Below are 16,449 nucleotides of genomic sequence, written 5' to 3' on the forward strand. Positions count from 1 at the left end.
AGTCGTAAATGACGTTATCGTTGCAGGAGTTTTTCATGAGTGCCCGTCTGTGCCCCGTGCTGTTGGCTGCCGTTCTGTCCGCCGGATTATCCGGGCCGGTACAGGCGGCGGCAGTCAGCGCCGAGGCGATCGAGGCCGCCACCTATTCCGGCGGCGCATTGCCGGGCGGGGTGTCGGCACTGACGGCCAAGGTGCAGATCCTGCTGGATCGCGCCGGGATTTCGCCCGGCGTCATCGACGGCATCAAGGGCGGCATGAGCCGAAGCGCCATCGCCGCGTTTGAGCGCCGCAGCAACCTGCCCGCCGACGGGGTCATGGATATGCGGGTCTGGGCGGCGTTGCAGCCCTATGCGGGTGAGGCGTTCACGGCTGACTACACGATCACCGAGGCGGATGCCGCGAATCTGACCCGGTGGATTCCGGACGATTATCTGGAAAAGGCGAATATGACCTCGCTCGGCTATACTTCCGTGGCGGAGAAGCTGGGCGAGCGTTTTCACATGGATGATGACTTTATCGAGGTCATGAATCCGGGTGTGGCGCTGACGCCGGGGACGACGATCAAGGTTGTCGCGCCCTCTGATCCGTCGCGGGCCAAGGTGACGCGGATCGTGATCGACAAGGGCACCAACCGGGTCTCGGCCTTCGATGCGTCCGGGCGGATGGTGGTGAATTATCCGTCCACCATCGGATCGGCACAGACGCCCTCGCCAAGCGGGACGCACAAGGTCAGCCGCGTCGCGTTGAACCCCGAATACACCTACAACCCGTCGAAGAATTTCCAGCAGGGGTCGAACGATCAGGTTCTGACGCTGCCGCCGGGACCGAATGGGCCGGTCGGTTCGGTGTGGATCGCGCTGACCAAGCCAACATATGGGATACACGGCACGCCGACACCGTCGCGTCTGTTTGTCAGCGAGTCGCATGGTTGTGTGCGGCTGACCAACTGGGATGCGCAGGAATTGGCGCATATGGTCCAGCCCGGCGTGACCTCGGTCGAGTTTGTCGAGAAGGGCTCGTCACCGAAATCGGCTCCGGCAACGGCGGAGACTGCCGAAGCCGCGCCGGTGACGCAGGAGGTGCAGGAGACGCAGCAGCCGGTATCGCTTCAACTGGGCACCTCGGCTGCGCCGCGCCGGAAACCTGTGATCGAGGCGGCGGCGCCGGCCCCGGTCGCGCCTTCCGCCGAGGTCGTGGGACCCGAGGCGCCGACGCCTGCTGCCGCCCCTGCCGTTTCCGACGATGCGGTCGATGCGGTCGATGCGGTTGATCCGTTGACCGCTGCGGTTCAGGCGGCGATCCCGCAGACGGCGGATGTGACCGTCAGCCAGCCCGCAGGTGCCGACAGCGCGGCGGAGTGATCCCCGTGCGCGCCGTTCAGATCGTGATGCTGACGGGCTTGGGCTCCCTCGCCCCGGCGGCGGCGGCGCAGCAGGTATCGGTGCCGGAAGCTGTGACAATCGATGCCACGCGCCCGCCGGATCGGCCCGCAGCAGCCGGGGATTCGCCGCCTGCGGTTTCTATGGAGGCGGTGCCGGAGGTTGAGCCTGAGGAACCGGCCTGGGCGGCGCTTGCCGAGGACGGTTTCGGTTTTCGATCCTGTCTGCTGGAACTGGATCTGCTGAAGGTCGGTTATGAGGCGCTGCAGCCGATACGCTCTGCGGATGATCCCGATTGCGGGATCGCCCGCCCGGTTCGGATTTCGACGATTCAACCGGATGTGGAGATCGTCGGCGGTGCGGAGATGCGCTGTGAAACCGCGCATATGCTGGCGCTTTGGGTGCGCGATGAGTTGCAACCCGCAGCGCGGCGCTTGCCGGGAAGGCCGGGTGTCACCGGGCTGGTGCCGGGATCGACCTATCAGTGCCGGGCACGGGTTGGCGGACGGGCGGAGCGGCTGTCGGAGCATGCGTTAGGCAATGCGTTCGACATCGCGGCCTTCCGGCTGTCGGATGGCAGCGAGTTGCCGGTCGCGCCGCGGGATGAAACGGGCGATCTGGCGGAGGCGTTTCAGAAGGCGGTGCGCTACGGGGCATGTCCGTATTTCTCGACCGTGCTGGGGCCGGGATCGAATGCGGCGCATGACAACCATCTTCATTTCGACGTGATCGCGCGCGGAAATGGCTGGCGGATCTGCGAATAGACGGCTCAGCGCCGGACGCGCTCCATATCCAGATAATCGGGGCGGAACCGTGCCAGCGCGACGATGCCCTGCCAGTCGAGGATCTCGACCTCGGAGCCGGACCAGCGGATCAGGCCACGCTCGCGCAGGTCGCGCACGGCCCGGTTGATGTGGATGGGCGAGTAGCCGAGGATGCTTGCCAGATCGCGTTGCAGCAGTGGCAGGGTGAAGCGATAATCCTCTGCCGCGCCCACGGCATGCAGCCTTGTGTAAAGCTCGCACAAAAGATGGGCGAGATGCGCGCTGGAGCGCAGCGAGGCGGCGGCGACCAGCCATTGACGGTGGATCGCCGCGTCGACCGTGGTTGACATCCACAGCAGCCGGGTCAGATGCGGCCAGTCGTCGGTGATGTCGCGCAGCTGATCGTGGCTGACAAATTCCACCTCTGTCGCGCCCATTGCGACGACGGTGTGTTCCAGCCCCGCCAGCACGAAACCGTGAAGATCGATAAAATCGCCGGGGACGTGAAGGGCTGTGATGACGCGGTCATTGCCGCGCGGCAATTTGTGGATGCGGCCCGACATGCCGCTGAGCATGAGGCAGCTATGTTCTGTCTGTGTGTCCTGGGCGACGATGACCTGACCCGGTGAAAAGCTGATCCGCTCAGTCCTCACAGCAGCAAGACGCTCGCGCTCGGCCTCTGACAGCCTGTCCCGGCGTTCAAGGAAGCGAATGAAAAAGTCTGAAATGGCCACTACAGTTCCCCAGAAAACTTGGCGAAATTGCAAAATCCGAGCGGAAATCGCAATGCGGCTAAACGCTAACTTTGGTTAATCGTTCCCAAGGTATTTCGGTTCAGGGTCGACGGAGTGCGGGTTGTGCCGCGTCCAGCGCCTTTGCGAGCATGGTGAAACTGTCGCCGCAGCCATTGGGGCTGGGCCTTGTTATGAAGCTGTCAAGGGCGGGGAAAACCCGGACGGCCTCATCAAGTTTCGGGTCGGTTCCGGCGGCGTAGAGACCGGCTTTGATCATCATCTCCGATTCCGCATATGCGCCCAGGGCGCTGCGTGCGCGGGAGATAACTGCGTTTTCCGTTGTGCTGGCGGCGTGTGGCAAGGAGCGGGAGACGGATTTCGGTACGTCTATCGCCGGGAAGCGGCCACGTTCGGCAATCGCGCGGTCCAGCACGACATGGCCGTCAAGGACGCCGCGCAGAATATCGGCGACGGGTTCCTCCATATCCGATCCGGCGACGAGGACGCTGAAAATGCCCGTGATGTCGCCGCTGCCATCCGCCCCCGGTCCGGCGCGTTCGGCGAGTGACATGATCAGATGCGAGGTCGATGGCGGAAAACCGCGATATGACGCATCCTCACCAGCCGCGAGCGCCACCTCGCGATGCGCTTCGGCAAAACGGGTGACGGAATCGGCGAGCAGCAGGACATGCCGGCCCGCGTCGCGGAAATGCTCGGCGACGGCCATTGCGGCCCAGGCGCAGCGGCGGCGGATGAGCGGCGATTGGTCGGAGGTGGCGGCGATGACCACGGCGCGGGCCATCCCCTCCGGCCCAAGCACGTTTTCGGTGAATTCGCGCAATTCCCGGCCACGTTCGCCGATCAGGGCGATGACCACGATGTCGGCCTGCACCCCGCGAGCCAGTTGCGAGAGCAGCATGGATTTGCCGACGCCGGAGCCAGCGAAAAGCCCGATCCGCTGGCCGCGCACAATAGGCAGCAGCGTGTCGAACACCGCCAGCCCTGTATCCAGACGCTCACCGAGGCGTTTGCGCGTTGCCGCAGCGGGCGGTTTGGTCATGAAACGGCGCGGCTGGCTGCCCTGTGCGAGCGGGCGGTCGTCGAGCGGTTGTCCCATCGGGTCGACGATCCGCCCGATCCAGCCGTCGCAGGGGGCGAGGCGGGGGGCGAAGATCAGCTCGACCTCCGTCCCGATGGAAAGCCCCTCCACCGGCGCTTCGGGCAGGATCTCAGCGGTTTTTCCGGTCAGTGCGACGATTTCGCCAGCGATCCCGCTTTGGATGGAAAGCGTCACCCGATCCCCGATGGAGGCGATGGCGTTCAGCCCGGATGCCTCGACCAGACCGGCGCGGATTGCTGTGATCGTGCCGAAATAACGGGCCGGGCGAAGGCGGGTGATCCGGGCCGCGATTGATTCAAGTTTATGCAATTTCCGCACTCCGAGGCTGCTGCAACGAACTGATCCGAAACGGTTTCTAAATCAGTCGGGGTTAAAACCGGGTTGACCGCAGCAGAGGAGCAGCCCGATGTTGGAACGACTTGGAACAATTCGCATGGCCAAGGCCCTGAGCGCCTATGCCGCCGGGCGGATGAAGTTAATCGCCGGAAATGTCGCCAATGCCGATACGCCCGGCTATCGCGCCCGTGATGTCAGGCCTTTTTCGGAGGTCTATGGCAGGGGCGACGACAACTGGATGCGGACGACCCGCCCGGTGCATCTGGGCCACCGGAAGGGGTCCGGGCCCGGGCTGCAGCCTGTCGAAGAGCGCGGCGGGATGTCGCCGAACGGCAATTCGGTCTCGCTTGAGCGCGAGATGGTGCGCAGCGCCGAGGTGAAACGGCAGCATGAACTGTCCCTGTCGGTCTACAGGTCGTCGCTGAACATGCTGCGCAGCGCGCTTGGACGCAGGGGGTAAGCGATGGATATGACCCACGGTGCGACGGAGATCGCGGCATACGGGATGCGGGCGCAGGCGGATCGTTTGCGCCATATATCGGAAAATATCGCCAACGCGGATACGCCCGGTTATCGGCGCAAGCTGGTCAGCTTCGATGCGGTTCTGAGCCGGGGGCGGCAGACCGGGCTGGTGGAGGCGTCCGCGCCGTTTTTGGATCAGGGCGTGTTGCCGCAGATCCATGATCCTGCCCATCCGATGGCCGATCAGCAGGGCTATTACGCCGGATCGAATGTCGATCTGGTCACCGAAATCGCCGACGCGCGCGAGGCCAGCCGGAGCTATGAGGCCAATCTGCGCGTCTTTGACCAATCGCGGCAGATGTCGTCATCGCTGCTCGACCTGCTGCGCCGCTGAAAGGAAATAAGATGATCTCATCCGTCAATGCTGCCAATGCCTATCAACGCGCGACAGTTGCGACGCAAGCATCCGGTCCAGCCGCCGGGGCGGCGCGCACATTCGAGGAGGTGATGAATGCCGCCGACCGGAACGCTGTCGGTGCCATGTCCGGGACGGCGGATACCCATACGCTCGTCCAGTCGCTGACCGAGGCGGAACTGGCGCTGGATGCGGCCTTGGCCATTCGCGACAAGGTGGTCGAGGCCTATCAGGAAATCCTGCGGATGCCGGTCTGATGGACGAAAACCTGATCTTCGATCTGGTCCGGCAGTCGTTGTGGATCGCGGTGCGCATGTCGGCGCCGCTTCTGGCGGTGGCGCTGATCGCGGGCGTGGCGATCGGGCTGTTTCAGGCGCTGACCTCGGTGCAGGAAATGACGCTGACTTTCGTGCCGAAGATCGGGCTGATGCTGGCCGTGTTCTGGGTGTCGATGAGCTTCATGACCGCGATTCTGGCCAGTTTTTTCACCGAAAACCTTATCCCCCTGATCGCAGGAGCATGAGAGATGGATAACGCCATTTACGCGACGCTGACCCGGCAATCGGGGCTTATGCGGGAGATGCGGGTGGTTGCGAATAACATCGCCAATGCGCAGACAACCGGCTTCCGGCGCGAAGGGGTGGTGTTTTCCGAATATCTGACCCCGACGGGCCAAGGGCGGGAGGGGCTGTCGATGGCCAATGCGCGGGGCCGTCTGCTGGATCTGCGGCAGGCGGGGATGTCGCGAACCGGGGGCAGTTACGATCTGGCGATTGACGGGGCCGGGTTCTTTGCGGTGCAGGCACCGGATGGCGTCAGGATCACGCGGGCGGGGGCGTTCATGACCTCTGCCGAGGGGGAGTTGATGACCGCCGAGGGCCACCGGCTGCTGGATGAGGGGTTGGCACCGATCCAGATCCCGCCGGGGGCGCGGCAGGTCGCGCTTGGACCCGATGGCACGCTGTCCGCCGATGGCGAGCAACTGGCGCGGGTCGGGCTGTTTGCGGCACCTGACCCCGAAACCATGCTGCGTCAGGGCGGGACGATGTTCGCGGTCGATCCCGCCGATCTGGAGCCCGCTTTCGAGACCCGCATCCAGCAGGGGTTTCTGGAGGATTCCAATGTCGATCCCATTTTCGAAATGACCCGCATGATCGAGGTGCAGCGCGCCTATGAGATCGGCCAGACGCTGCTGGACCGTGAGGATCAGCGGATCCGCGACACAATTCAGGCCATGACCCGTTAGGAGGTTTCCATGAAAGCCCTGCAAATTGCCGCCACAGGCATGAGCGCGCAGCAGACGCGCGTCGAGGTGATCTCGAACAATCTCGCGAATATGTCGACGACCGGGTATAATGCCCGCCGGGCGGAGTTCGCGGATCTGCATTATCAGCAGGTGACGCGACCGGGGACGATTGCGGCCTCGGACGGGACGATCATTCCGGCGGGTATCCAGCTTGGGCTGGGTGCGCGTCCGACGGCGGTGACGGTGAATATCGCGCAAGGCTCGCTGAGTTCGACGGGCGGCGATCTTGATCTGGCGATTGACGGGCATGGCTATATCGAGGTGACGCTGCCCTCTGGCGTATCGGGCTATACGCGTGACGGTGCGCTGAAACGCTCGCCTGACGGGCAGATCGTGACGTCTGACGGCTATCCGGTTGCGCCCGGCATCACCATTCCCGACGAGACACGGCGGGTGGCGATCAATGCCGATGGCGAGGTCTATGCCTATTTCGACGATCAGGTGGAACCGGAACTTCTGGGGCAGTTCACGCTGGCGGGATTCACCAATGAGAAGGGGCTGGAGGCGGTCGGGTCGAACCTGTTCCTTGAAACCAATGCCTCCGGGCCTGCGCTTGTGGCTTTGCCCGGGCAGGAGGGTGTCGGCACGTTGCGGCAGGGCTATCTGGAGGAAAGCGCCGTCGATCCGGTGCGGGAGATCACGGAATTGATCAAGGCGCAGCGCGGATATGAATTGAACGCGAAGGTGATCACGGCCGCCGACCAGATGCTTGGCGCGACGGTGCAGGTGCGGTGATGCGCGGCGCTTTGTTGATGGCCGTGTTGCTGGCCCCCGTTGATGCGGCGGCTGGTGTGGTGGCTGCGCGGAACCTGCCGCCGGGGACGGTGATCGCGGCGGACGATCTGGGGTTTGACCCCGATGCGCCGGGGATCGGCATGGCTGAGGAGGCTGTCGGTTTGCAGACCCGGATTGCGATTTATGAAGGCCGCCCGGTGATGGCGGGCGCGCTGCGTCCGCCGGTTCTGGTGTCGCGCAATCAGATCGTGCGGATGGCTTATGAGGCCGGATCGCTGGAAATCGTGACCGAGGGTCGTGCCTTGACGGAGGGTGCTGCGGGCGATGACGTTCGGGTGATGAATCTCGCCTCGCGCACGACTGTCTCGGCCAAGGTTATGGCGGACGGGGCGGTTGTCGTGGCCGGTCATGGGGTGATGCCATGAAGGCGAGGGTCGTTTTTCTGGCCGTGGGCGTTTTCGCGGCGCTGTCAGGCTGCAACCGTGCCGATCATCTTGGCCGCCCGCCGAGCATGAGCGCGCCGCAGAGCACGCCGGAATTCGAGGCAATGATCTCGCCCGAATTGAACCTGCCGGAGACGCCGCAACGACCGGAAGCGAGCGCGTCGCTTTGGGCGGGGCAGCGGAATTCGCTGGTGCGGGACCGGCGCGCGGCGACGCGCGGCGATATTCTGACCGTGGTGATCGAGATCGACGACCGGGCGGAGATTTCCAACAGCTCCAACCGCTCGCGTTCCGCCGCCGACGAGGTCTCGATTGCCGATTTCGGCGGGATTCCTCAACGGCTGGACAAGCGTCTGCCGGACGGAGCGTCGTCGGCGGGGCTGGTGAATGCGGATGCCTCCTCCAGCTACAAGGGCAGCGGCAAGATCTCGCGGCGCGATAAGCTGACGCTGCGGGTTGCGGCGACGATTATCAATCGCCTGCCGAACGGGACGCTGCATGTTCAGGGCAGCCAGGAGGTGCGGGTGAATTTCGAGATGCGCGAATTGACGGTGTCGGGCTTCGTGCGGCCCGAGGATATCGGGCGCAATAACGAGATTGCCTATGACCGGATCGCAGGCGCGCGGATCTCTTACGGCGGGCGCGGGCAGATCACCGATGTCCAGCAGCCGCGCTACGGTCAGCAGGTGGCCGATATTCTGTTGCCGTATTGAGGGGCGCGATGATCAGGAAACTGTTGCCGGTGCTCGCGATGCTGCTTGCGACGGTCGGCGGATTGCTGGCCGGAGAGGCGTTGCGCCCCGTCCCGCCTGTGCCGCCCGAGAGCGGGGCGGAGGCTGCGGAAAAAGCGGCAACGGCGTATTACGCCTTTCCGACGCAGTTCTTTGTGCCGGTCATGCGTGGGGGCAATCTGGATGGCACGATGGTTCTGTCGCTGTCGGTCGAGATGCCGGAGGATGCCGAAGCGGCGGTTCTGCGGGATAAGCTGCGGCTGCGCGATGCGCTTTTGCGGCGGCTGCTGATCCTGTCCAATACCGGCGCGTTCGATGGTAATTTCACGACCGAACCCCGGATGCGCAGGATCCGTACGGAGTTGCTGGAGGCAGCGCAAGCGGTCTCGGACAATGCAATCGCGAATGTGCTGATCGAGGATATTGCCCGGCAGGACCGGCTGTAATCACAACGACCGGGCTTGCGGGTCTAGCGTGTTACCGGGCAGAAGAGGGCCGGACGGGCGGCACGGGGTCATCCGTTCCGGCGGAGGCATTGGTGACGCAGGTCGAGATCGGGTTGGCGCTTTATCAGGGTGCGGCGCATATCGCGGCGCAGCTGGACAGTATCGCGGCGCAGGATCATGCGGATTGGCGGTTGATCGTGTCCGATGACGGCTCGGACGATGACGGGCCGCGGATCGTGCGGGAATTTGCGGCGGCGCGACCCGAGGGGCAGGTCGTGCTGGTCGACGGTCCCCGGCGCGGGGCGACGCAGAATTTCCTGTCGCTGATCGCGTGGTCCTCGCCCGGCAGCTATCTGTCATTTGCGGATCAGGACGATGTCTGGCGGCCCGACAAGATCAGCCGCGCCTTGACCGCGCTGGCGGCAGCGCCAGAGGCCGGGATTTATTCTGCCTGCACGACGATCTGCGACGAGGCGCTGAATCCGCTGACCGGCTCGCGCCGATTTGCCGGGCCGTTCGGGTTCCGCAATTCGCTGGTGCAGGCGGTGACGGCGGGAAATACGATTCTGCTGACCCCGGAGGCGGCTAATTTGGCGCGGCGCGCTGCGGGTGCTGCTGCGACGGCGGGGATCGAATCCCATGACTGGTGGCTCTATCAGCTCGTGTCCGGTGCAGGGCTGGGCGTGCTGCGCGACGATGCGGAGGTGCTGTTCTACCGCCAGCACGCGGAAAATCTGAAGGGGCGCAACGATACGGTTGCGGCGAAGAAGGCGCGGATTTCTCAGCTTTTCGACGGAGCCTATGGGGCATGGCTGGCGGCGAATGTCGCGGCGCTTGGTGCGGCGGGTGATCTGCTGACCGAAGAAAACCGCGCATTGCTGTCGCGCTTTACGGCGTCGCTGTCGCAACCGGGTTGGCGGATGGCCGCCTCGATGCTGCGCATGGGGATAAGGCGGCAGACGCCGGCGGGCACGGCGGCGCTTTATGGTGCGGCGCTGGCCGGACGGCTGCGGCGGCGCAGATAAGTGAAGGCCGGTTGCGGTTGACGCTCATGGCGTTTCGGCCCTATCGAAGGCCGGTACTCCAGATTGTTCCGTATCCAGGGAAACTGCCATGAGCTTCGAGCGAAATATCAAGATCGCGCCGTCCATCCTGTCCGCCGATTTTGCCGATTTCGGTCGTGAAATCCGCGCGGTCGAGGCACAGGGGGCGGATTGGGTGCATGTCGACGTGATGGACGGGCATTTCGTGCCGAACCTGACCTTCGGTCCGCCCGCGGTGAAGGCGTTCCGGCCCCATGTCTCCGGTTTCATGGATGTTCACCTGATGATCGCGCCGGTCGACCCTTATATCGAGGCTTATGCCGAGGCGGGGGCGGATCTGATTACCGCACATGTCGAATCCGGCCCGCATCCTCATCGGACATTGCAGGCGATCCGGGCGACGGGGAAAAAGGCCGGGCTGGCGCTGAACCCCGGCACGCCTTTGGAGGCGGTCGAGTATGTGCTGGATCTGTGTGATCTGGTGCTGGTGATGACCGTCAATCCGGGGTTCGGCGGGCAGAAATTCATTCACAGCCAGCTCGACAAGGCTGCCCGGCTGCGCGGGATGATCGGGGACCGGCCCATTCATATTCAGGTCGATGGCGGGATCGACCCGAACACGGCGCCGCTGGTTGCGAAGGCTGGTGCGGATGTGCTGGTTGCAGGTTCCGCCGTGTTCCGTGGCGGTACGGTCGAGACGGCGGAGGTTTACGGCGAGAATATCCGGGCGATCCGCGATGCGGCTGTTGCGGCGGCGGGCTGAGCGATGATCGTGATTTTCGATCTCGACGGCACGCTGATCGACAGCGCGCCCGATATTCATGCGACGGCGAATGCAGTTCTTGCCGATGAGGGGCTGGGCGCGCTTGATCTCGACACCGTGCGCGGCTTCGTCGGTCGCGGGGTGCCGCATCTGATCGCCTGCCTGTTGAAGGCGCATGGGATCAGCGATGCCGCCCGCGCCGCGCGGATGGAGAAAAACATGGTTGCGCGCTACGAGGATGCGGTGACATTGACCGTGCCATATCCGGGCGTGGTCGCCTCGCTGGACGCGCTGAAGGCGGAGGGGCATCGGCTGGGTATTTGCACCAACAAGCCAGCCGTCCCTGCGGAGGCGGTTTTGCGGCATCTGGACCTGCGCGGATATTTCGATGTCGTGACCGGCGGCGATAGCGGTCTGCCGCGCAAGCCCGACCCGGCGGCGCTGCTGCATACGCAGGCCGGAATGGGCGGCGGTGCGACGGTTTATGTCGGTGACAGCGATGTCGATGCCGAGACCGCGCAGGCGGCCGGGCTGCCTTTCCTGCTGTTCACCGAGGGCTATCTGCATGTCCCGGCGGAAACGCTCAGCTTCGCCGCGTCGTTTGACGATTTCGCCCGGCTTCCGCCGCTGATTGCGGGACTGCGCTGATTATTTGAGCAGCCCGGTCAGGTAGCGGCCATAGGCGTTCTTCGCGAACAGGGCGGCGCGTTTGGCCAGTGCCTCACCGTCGATCCAGCCCTGTTCGTAGGCGATCTCGTCCGGGCAGCCGGTTTGCAGGCCCTGACGCTGTTGCAGCGTGCGGACGAAATTCCCCGCGTCAAGCAGGCTCGCATGGGTGCCGGTGTCGAGCCAGGCATAGCCGCGCCCCATCCGTTCGACCGTCAGCAGCCCGTCATGGAGATAGCTTTCCAGAAGCGTCGTGATCTCCAACTCGCCACGGGCTGAGGGCTTGACCTCCGCCGCCCGGTCCGGTGCTGAGCCGTCGAGGAAATAAAGCCCGGTTACGGCGAATTGCGACGGTGGTTCCGAAGGCTTTTCGATGATCGCGCGGACGGTGCCCTCGTTGTCGAAATCGACCACGCCGTAGCGTTCCGGGTCGGCCACGCGATAGCCGAAGACGGTGCCGCCTTCGGGTTTCGCATCGGCGGCGGTCATCAACTCCGACAGGCCGTGGCCGAAAAAGATATTGTCGCCCAGCACCATTGCAGAGGGCGCGCCGTCCAGAAAATCGCGGGCCAGAAGATAGGCCTGCGCCAGCCCGTCCGGGGATGGCTGGGCGATATAGGTGAAGTTGAGACCCCACTGGCTGCCGTCGCTCAGCAGGCGGCGGAACTGTTCCTGATCCTCGGGCGTGGTGATGATCGCGATCTCACGGATACCGGCGAGCATCAGCACGGAGACGGGGTAGTAGATCATCGGCTTGTCATAGATCGGCAGAAGCTGCTTCGAGACGCCCATCGTGATCGGGTAAAGCCGGGTGCCGGAGCCGCCGGCGAGGATGATGCCTTTGCGCTGTGTCATGCGTTCAATTCCTTGATGACCGCGGCCAGAGAGCGCCTCCAGTGCGGTCTTGCAATGCCAAAATCATGCGAAATCGCCGCGCAATGCAGGCGCGAATTGAGCGGTCGTTTCGCGGGGGTGGGATAATCACTCGTTGGAATATCGACGACTTCGGGGGAAAGGTCGGATTGTGCGAATATCTCGCGCGCGAAATCGGCCCAGCTCACATCCGGCGCGCCGGCGAAATGGTATATGCCTGATTTCGTGCTATCCGCTGTCATCTGCTGCGCGATGTCGAGTGCTGCGCGGGCGATGTCAGCCGCCGCTGTCGGCCCGCCGATCTGGTCCGCCACGATGGTCAGCCGGTCACGCTCTGCACCCAGGCGGCGCATGGTTTTCACGAAGTTATTGCCATGCGCGGAAAAGACCCAGCTTGTGCGCATGATGGCGTGTTGACCGCCAGCGGCGATAACACTCCGCTCCCCGTCCAGCTTGGTCTGGCCGTAAACGCCGAGCGGGGCGGTGTCCGCATCTTCAGCACGGGGCTGATCGCCGCTGCCGTCGAAGACGTAATCGGTCGAAATCTGTACGAACGGAATGTTCAGTTCGGCGCAGGCCCGCGCCATAGCGGCGGGGGCGTCGGCATTGACCAGCTTGGCTGTCTGCTGATCGGTTTCGGCCTTGTCGACGGCGGTATAGGCGGCGGCGTTGATGACGGCACGGGGCTGTTCCCGGCGGATCAGGGCCGCGCAGGCGTTTGGATCGGTCAGGTCCGCCTTATCCCGTCCGGCGAAATGCGCGTCGGGGGCGATCCGGGCAAGCTCGGTCGCGACCTGTCCCGTTTTGCCGAATACCAGAAGCCCCTGCATCAACCCGTCCCCAGCCGTTTGCCGACACCGTCGCGGTCCAGAAGCGGCCGCCACCAGTCTTCGTTATCGAGATACCATTCGACGGTGCGGCGCAGCCCCTCTTCCACCGTGACGGAAGGGCGCCAGCCGAGTTCCTCCCGGATGCGGGTCGGATCGATGGCATAGCGGCGGTCATGGCCGGGGCGGTCGGCGACGAAGGTGATGAGATTGGCATGCGGCGCGCCTGCCGGGCGCAGCGCGTCCATATGGGCGCAGATCGTTCGCACGAGGTCGATATTCTTCGCCTCATTCTCGCCGCCGATATTGTAACTGCGCCCGAGTTGGCCGCTTTCCAGAACCGTCAGCAGCGCGTCGGCATGATCCTCGACATACAGCCAGTCGCGGATATTGCCGCCATCGCCATAGACCGGGATCGGTTCCCCGGCGAGGGCTTTCAGGATGACGACCGGGACCAGCTTTTCGGGGAAGTGGAACGGGCCGTAATTATTCGAGCAGTTACTGAGCACGACCGGCAGGCCATAGGTTTCGTGCCATGCCCGGACGAGGTGATCGCTGGCGGCTTTCGACGCGGAATAGGGGCTGCGCGGATCATAGGGCGTTTCTTCCGTAAACTGCCCGTCCTCGCCAAGCGAGCCGAACACCTCATCCGTGGAGACATGGTGAAAGCGGAAACTGTCGGGTTTGCCCTCTGCGGCCCAGTAGCTCCGTGCGGCCTCCAGCAGATTATAGGTGCCGTTGATATTGGTTTCGATGAAGGCACCGGGGCCGTCGATGGAGCGGTCGACATGGGATTCCGCCGCCAGATGCATCACCGCATCGGGGCGATGTGTCGCCAGTATCCGGTCAAGCGCGGCGCGGTCGCGGATATCCGCCTGTTCGAAACTGTAACCGGGCGCGTTCGAGACGCTGGCGACATTCGCCAGATTTGCCGCATAGGTCAGCGCGTCCAGATTGACAACTTCGTGACCGGTGCGGATGGCGTGCCGCACGACTGCCGAGCCGATGAAGCCGGCCCCGCCGGTGATCAGGATTTTCATCAATCGGCCTCGTAGCTGAAGGGGGATGACCAGTCCGCGAAAGCCGTCGCGTCGCGGTCCTTTTCCGACAGGACAGGCTCGCCCACGCCCCAGTCGATGCCAGCCGAATCCCAGCGAACCGCGCCGTCATGTTCACGCGAGTAATGATCGGTGCATTTATAGACCACCTCCGTATCCGGCTCCCGCGTGACGAAGCCGTGCAGGAACCCCGCCGGTATCCAGAGCTGGCGGCCGTTTTCGAAGCTGAGTTCCGCGCCGAACCATTCGCCGTAATGCGGGCTGCCAAGGCGTGCATCGACGGCCACATCGTAAAGCGCGCCGCGCCCGCATCGCACCAGCTTGCCCTGGGCTTTCGGCGGCGATTGGTAGTGCAGCCCGCGCAGCGTGCCCTTGGCGCGTGACAGGGAATGATTGTCCTGAACGAATTCGGGGAGGTGTATTCCCGCCTGCTGCAACGTGCTGCGGTTCCAGCTTTCGCTGAAAAAGCCGCGCTCATCGCCATGTCGCGCCGGCGTCAGAAGCAGCACGCCGGGAAGCGGGGTTTTTTCGATCTGCATGGCGGGCTCCGTCCGTGAATATCCTGAAAATGGAGTGCCATAGCATGGCATGCGGCACAAGGTAGGGTTTAGTTTCCCTTATCCGTTTCAAATGCCGCGACCTTGCGGGCGAGGCGGGCCTCCGATCTGGCGAGGATGTCGTCATATTTGCGGTTGTCGCTTTGCCGTAAGGTCGATTGGGCGTCCCGTCCGAAGCCGACAGTGAAGGGCAAGGTGGTCACGACGCGCAGATGGGTCGCGCGTTCCATGTAGCGGTCTATCGTGTTGGTGAAGGCGTTGTCGTCCTGATGGTCCCATTCGGCCAGCCAGTCGATCATCCGGGGACGGTAGAGATTGGCGACCATTGAAACCGCCCGGTCGAGTTGGACCAGACAAAGCCCGTCCTGTCGCCTGACGCCAAGCACCTGCGCATCCTCATGCAGATCGGCAATGACGCCGGAGAACATATCGGCGTCGCATTCATCCATATAGTGCTGGATCGTCGCCAGTCTTGTGTCGAAATCGGGCGGCAGGATCGCGTCATCCTCGACAATCAGTGCCTCGGTGATTTTTGCGTCGCGCAGGCGGCGCATCAGATAGCGATAGCTAAGCGCCGCGCCGCGCCAGCCGGGAGTGGCCTTCAGGCCGGGCCAGACCTGAAAACCGTCGCCATTGACAGCATGAAATTCGCGTATCCGTGACGGGGTTTCAGGCAGGCTGAGGCAGATGCGCGGCATTTCAGCGGTGCTTGACGTCGCCGGATCGGGGTAATCCGCCGCGAGTTGGTCGAACTGGTCGGGCCCGATCATGCCCAGCCCCTGAAGCGCGCGCAGAACCCCCAACCGGAAGCGATCCGGCATCGGTGATGCGGATGCAATTTGCTGGCTGCGAAGTATGTCGGGAGTGTCGAGCAGCCTGCGAAGCGCTGCGATCATGGCCGGGGCATCGCCTTCCGGCACGAAGACAACCCGGTCGTTGAGGCCATGCTGGGCCTGATCCGGCGAGATCTCGCTGACAATCACGCAGCCATGTGCCATCGCCTCCGATATACGGGCGACTTCCAGCAGGCCGCCTTGCCGGGCATGTATGTTCAGAACGATGGCGCTTTTGCCAAGTCGTTCGGACATGCGCGGGCCGAAAAGATTGGTCTCGACCTCAAGCTCCGGGATGGCAGGGGCGACCTGATCCAGAAGCTCTTTACGGCGCTGCGGGCTCGCATCGCCGTAGAACAGCACGTTTTTGGGCCGATCCTCAGCCGTCGGGGCAGGGGCTGGTGACAGCGGGACATAAAAGACCCGGCTTAGCGGGACGTGGGCCCCGAGCGCCTCGATATTGAGTTGGGAATATTCCAGAACCGCCCGACACTCGGCCAGACGCGCCAGATATTCGGGTGTCCAGCGATTGGGCAGGACGGATTGTTCGACCTGAAAAGCGATGCAGCGTTCTGCCGGAACTGCCGGGAAATTCTGTAGGGCGAAGGCGAACACGGTCTCGTAACCCGCAGCGGCGCGGTCGCTGTCGGAAAGATCCGCCTCGATCCCCGCTTCCGACAGGATCGCCTGCAGGCGGCGGGCGAAATGCAGCGTGTGCGGCACCGTCAGGATCACCGTGCTGCCGGGGCCTGAAGCGCGCCGCGCCCCGAGTGCCGGGCCGAGTGCATCCATCCGTTTGCGAATCCCCGCCGGTCCCTCGCGCATCAGCACGCGCAGCGCGAGCCCGACAGTATGACGCAGCCCGCGCACCCGAATGGCCCGGTCGAGTTGCCGCACGGCATTTATCACATGATCGCTGAGTTTCATTCCGCCATGCCACAACGGGAACAGGAACTGC

Annotated in this window: 21 protein-coding genes; 14 read left to right on the top strand and 7 right to left on the bottom strand. The window is 63.9% G+C overall.

Annotated elements, in window-relative coordinates:
* Window positions 1–35 precede the first annotated feature (35 nt).
* Window positions 36–1,361, top strand: a complete 1,326-nt coding sequence (locus PAF12_RS00985) for a L,D-transpeptidase (protein ID WP_271108159.1) — start codon at window positions 36–38, stop codon at window positions 1,359–1,361.
* Between the two features lie 5 nt (window positions 1,362–1,366).
* Window positions 1,367–2,143, top strand: a complete 777-nt coding sequence (locus PAF12_RS00990) for an extensin family protein (protein WP_271108160.1) — start codon at window positions 1,367–1,369, stop codon at window positions 2,141–2,143.
* Between the two features lie 5 nt (window positions 2,144–2,148).
* Here the strand turns inward: PAF12_RS00990 and PAF12_RS00995 are convergent, their stop codons facing one another.
* Window positions 2,149–2,877, bottom strand: coding sequence for a Crp/Fnr family transcriptional regulator (locus PAF12_RS00995; RefSeq protein WP_271108161.1), 729 nt, complete (start codon window positions 2,875–2,877; stop codon window positions 2,149–2,151).
* Between the two features lie 100 nt (window positions 2,878–2,977).
* A complete protein-coding gene (locus PAF12_RS01000) occupies window positions 2,978–4,306 on the bottom strand; it encodes a FliI/YscN family ATPase (RefSeq protein WP_271108162.1) in 1,329 nt (442 codons plus the stop codon).
* Window positions 4,307–4,403: 97 nt separating this feature from the next.
* Between PAF12_RS01000 and PAF12_RS01005 the strand changes: the two genes are divergently transcribed.
* The 12 genes from PAF12_RS01005 (at window position 4,404) to gph (ending at window position 11,325) form a co-directional block, all read left to right on the top strand.
* A complete protein-coding gene (locus tag PAF12_RS01005) occupies window positions 4,404–4,793 on the top strand; it encodes a FlgB family protein (RefSeq protein ID WP_271108163.1) in 390 nt (129 codons plus the stop codon).
* A 3-nt stretch (window positions 4,794–4,796) separates the two neighbouring features.
* The gene (gene flgC, locus PAF12_RS01010) at window positions 4,797–5,189 is read left to right on the top strand and encodes a flagellar basal body rod protein FlgC (protein WP_271108164.1); all 393 of its coding nucleotides are present in this window, start codon (window positions 4,797–4,799) and stop codon (window positions 5,187–5,189) included.
* Between the two features lie 11 nt (window positions 5,190–5,200).
* Window positions 5,201–5,467 carry a flagellar hook-basal body complex protein FliE gene (locus PAF12_RS01015; RefSeq protein ID WP_271108165.1) on the top strand — a complete coding sequence of 89 codons (267 nt, stop codon included), beginning with the start codon at window positions 5,201–5,203 and terminating at the stop codon, window positions 5,465–5,467.
* Entirely contained in the window at window positions 5,467–5,733 is a 267-nt protein-coding gene (locus PAF12_RS01020) for a flagellar biosynthetic protein FliQ (protein ID WP_271108166.1), read from the top strand. Before PAF12_RS01015 ends, PAF12_RS01020 begins: the two co-directional genes overlap by 1 nt.
* Before the next feature lie 3 nt (window positions 5,734–5,736).
* Complete coding sequence (locus tag PAF12_RS01025) at window positions 5,737–6,456, top strand: flagellar hook-basal body complex protein (protein ID WP_271108167.1); 720 nt, start codon at window positions 5,737–5,739, stop codon at window positions 6,454–6,456.
* A 9-nt stretch (window positions 6,457–6,465) separates the two neighbouring features.
* Window positions 6,466–7,251, top strand: coding sequence for a flagellar basal-body rod protein FlgG (flgG, locus tag PAF12_RS01030; protein WP_271108168.1), 786 nt, complete (start codon window positions 6,466–6,468; stop codon window positions 7,249–7,251).
* Window positions 7,251–7,676 carry a flagellar basal body P-ring formation chaperone FlgA gene (gene flgA / locus PAF12_RS01035; RefSeq protein ID WP_271108169.1) on the top strand — a complete coding sequence of 142 codons (426 nt, stop codon included), beginning with the start codon at window positions 7,251–7,253 and terminating at the stop codon, window positions 7,674–7,676. Before flgG ends, flgA begins: the two co-directional genes overlap by 1 nt.
* The gene (gene flgH / locus PAF12_RS01040; protein ID WP_271108170.1) at window positions 7,673–8,407 is read left to right on the top strand and encodes a flagellar basal body L-ring protein FlgH; all 735 of its coding nucleotides are present in this window, start codon (window positions 7,673–7,675) and stop codon (window positions 8,405–8,407) included. Before flgA ends, flgH begins: the two co-directional genes overlap by 4 nt.
* Window positions 8,408–8,415: 8 nt before the next feature.
* Window positions 8,416–8,871: a hypothetical protein gene (locus tag PAF12_RS01045; RefSeq protein WP_271108171.1), complete on the top strand. Its 456-nt coding sequence runs from the start codon at window positions 8,416–8,418 to the stop codon at window positions 8,869–8,871.
* A gap of 92 nt (window positions 8,872–8,963) precedes the next feature.
* Entirely contained in the window at window positions 8,964–9,896 is a 933-nt protein-coding gene (locus tag PAF12_RS01050; protein ID WP_271108172.1) for a glycosyltransferase, read from the top strand.
* 88 nt (window positions 9,897–9,984) lie between these two features.
* Window positions 9,985–10,677 carry a ribulose-phosphate 3-epimerase gene (gene rpe / locus PAF12_RS01055; RefSeq protein ID WP_271108173.1) on the top strand — a complete coding sequence of 231 codons (693 nt, stop codon included), beginning with the start codon at window positions 9,985–9,987 and terminating at the stop codon, window positions 10,675–10,677.
* 3 nt (window positions 10,678–10,680) lie between these two features.
* The gene (gene gph / locus PAF12_RS01060; RefSeq protein ID WP_271108174.1) at window positions 10,681–11,325 is read left to right on the top strand and encodes a phosphoglycolate phosphatase; all 645 of its coding nucleotides are present in this window, start codon (window positions 10,681–10,683) and stop codon (window positions 11,323–11,325) included.
* Here the strand turns inward: gph and rfbA are convergent, their stop codons facing one another.
* From rfbA to PAF12_RS01085, 5 genes are all read right to left on the bottom strand, one after another.
* Entirely contained in the window at window positions 11,326–12,198 is an 873-nt protein-coding gene (gene rfbA / locus PAF12_RS01065) for a glucose-1-phosphate thymidylyltransferase RfbA (RefSeq protein WP_271108175.1), read from the bottom strand.
* Complete coding sequence (gene rfbD / locus PAF12_RS01070; RefSeq protein ID WP_271108176.1) at window positions 12,195–13,046, bottom strand: dTDP-4-dehydrorhamnose reductase; 852 nt, start codon at window positions 13,044–13,046, stop codon at window positions 12,195–12,197. Before rfbD ends, rfbA begins: the two co-directional genes overlap by 4 nt.
* Entirely contained in the window at window positions 13,046–14,083 is a 1,038-nt protein-coding gene (rfbB, locus tag PAF12_RS01075; RefSeq protein ID WP_271108177.1) for a dTDP-glucose 4,6-dehydratase, read from the bottom strand. Before rfbB ends, rfbD begins: the two co-directional genes overlap by 1 nt.
* On the bottom strand, window positions 14,083–14,640 hold the full coding sequence (gene rfbC / locus PAF12_RS01080; RefSeq protein WP_271108178.1) for a dTDP-4-dehydrorhamnose 3,5-epimerase: 558 nt from the start codon (window positions 14,638–14,640) through the stop codon (window positions 14,083–14,085). The genes rfbB and rfbC overlap by 1 nt, the downstream gene beginning before the upstream one ends.
* 68 nt (window positions 14,641–14,708) lie before the next feature.
* The gene (locus PAF12_RS01085) at window positions 14,709–16,418 is read right to left on the bottom strand and encodes a hypothetical protein (protein ID WP_271108179.1); all 1,710 of its coding nucleotides are present in this window, start codon (window positions 16,416–16,418) and stop codon (window positions 14,709–14,711) included.
* Window positions 16,419–16,449: the final 31 nt, after the last annotated feature.

It is taken from the genome of Paracoccus sp. SCSIO 75233 (assembly GCF_027912675.1).
Lineage (GTDB): Bacteria > Pseudomonadota > Alphaproteobacteria > Rhodobacterales > Rhodobacteraceae > Paracoccus.

Bases quoted from the DNA above. Each gene is read 5' to 3' on its own strand.
- PAF12_RS00985 (WP_271108159.1), top strand. From the start codon at position 36: ATGAGTGCCCGTCTGTGCCCCGTGCTGTTGGCTGCCGTTCTGTCCGCC.
- PAF12_RS01005 (WP_271108163.1), top strand. From the start codon at position 4,404: ATGTTGGAACGACTTGGAACAATTCGCATGGCCAAGGCCCTGAGCGCC.
- flgC (WP_271108164.1), top strand. From the start codon at position 4,797: ATGGATATGACCCACGGTGCGACGGAGATCGCGGCATACGGGATGCGG.
- PAF12_RS01015 (WP_271108165.1), top strand. From the start codon at position 5,201: ATGATCTCATCCGTCAATGCTGCCAATGCCTATCAACGCGCGACAGTT.
- PAF12_RS01020 (WP_271108166.1), top strand. From the start codon at position 5,467: ATGGACGAAAACCTGATCTTCGATCTGGTCCGGCAGTCGTTGTGGATC.
- PAF12_RS01025 (WP_271108167.1), top strand. From the start codon at position 5,737: ATGGATAACGCCATTTACGCGACGCTGACCCGGCAATCGGGGCTTATG.
- flgG (WP_271108168.1), top strand. From the start codon at position 6,466: ATGAAAGCCCTGCAAATTGCCGCCACAGGCATGAGCGCGCAGCAGACG.
- flgA (WP_271108169.1), top strand. From the start codon at position 7,251: ATGCGCGGCGCTTTGTTGATGGCCGTGTTGCTGGCCCCCGTTGATGCG.
- flgH (WP_271108170.1), top strand. From the start codon at position 7,673: ATGAAGGCGAGGGTCGTTTTTCTGGCCGTGGGCGTTTTCGCGGCGCTG.
- PAF12_RS01045 (WP_271108171.1), top strand. From the start codon at position 8,416: ATGATCAGGAAACTGTTGCCGGTGCTCGCGATGCTGCTTGCGACGGTC.
- rpe (WP_271108173.1), top strand. From the start codon at position 9,985: ATGAGCTTCGAGCGAAATATCAAGATCGCGCCGTCCATCCTGTCCGCC.
- gph (WP_271108174.1), top strand. From the start codon at position 10,681: ATGATCGTGATTTTCGATCTCGACGGCACGCTGATCGACAGCGCGCCC.
- rfbA (WP_271108175.1), bottom strand. From the start codon at position 12,198: ATGACACAGCGCAAAGGCATCATCCTCGCCGGCGGCTCCGGCACCCGG.
- rfbD (WP_271108176.1), bottom strand. From the start codon at position 13,046: ATGCAGGGGCTTCTGGTATTCGGCAAAACGGGACAGGTCGCGACCGAG.
- rfbB (WP_271108177.1), bottom strand. From the start codon at position 14,083: ATGAAAATCCTGATCACCGGCGGGGCCGGCTTCATCGGCTCGGCAGTC.
- rfbC (WP_271108178.1), bottom strand. From the start codon at position 14,640: ATGCAGATCGAAAAAACCCCGCTTCCCGGCGTGCTGCTTCTGACGCCG.
- PAF12_RS01085 (WP_271108179.1), bottom strand. From the start codon at position 16,418: ATGAAACTCAGCGATCATGTGATAAATGCCGTGCGGCAACTCGACCGG.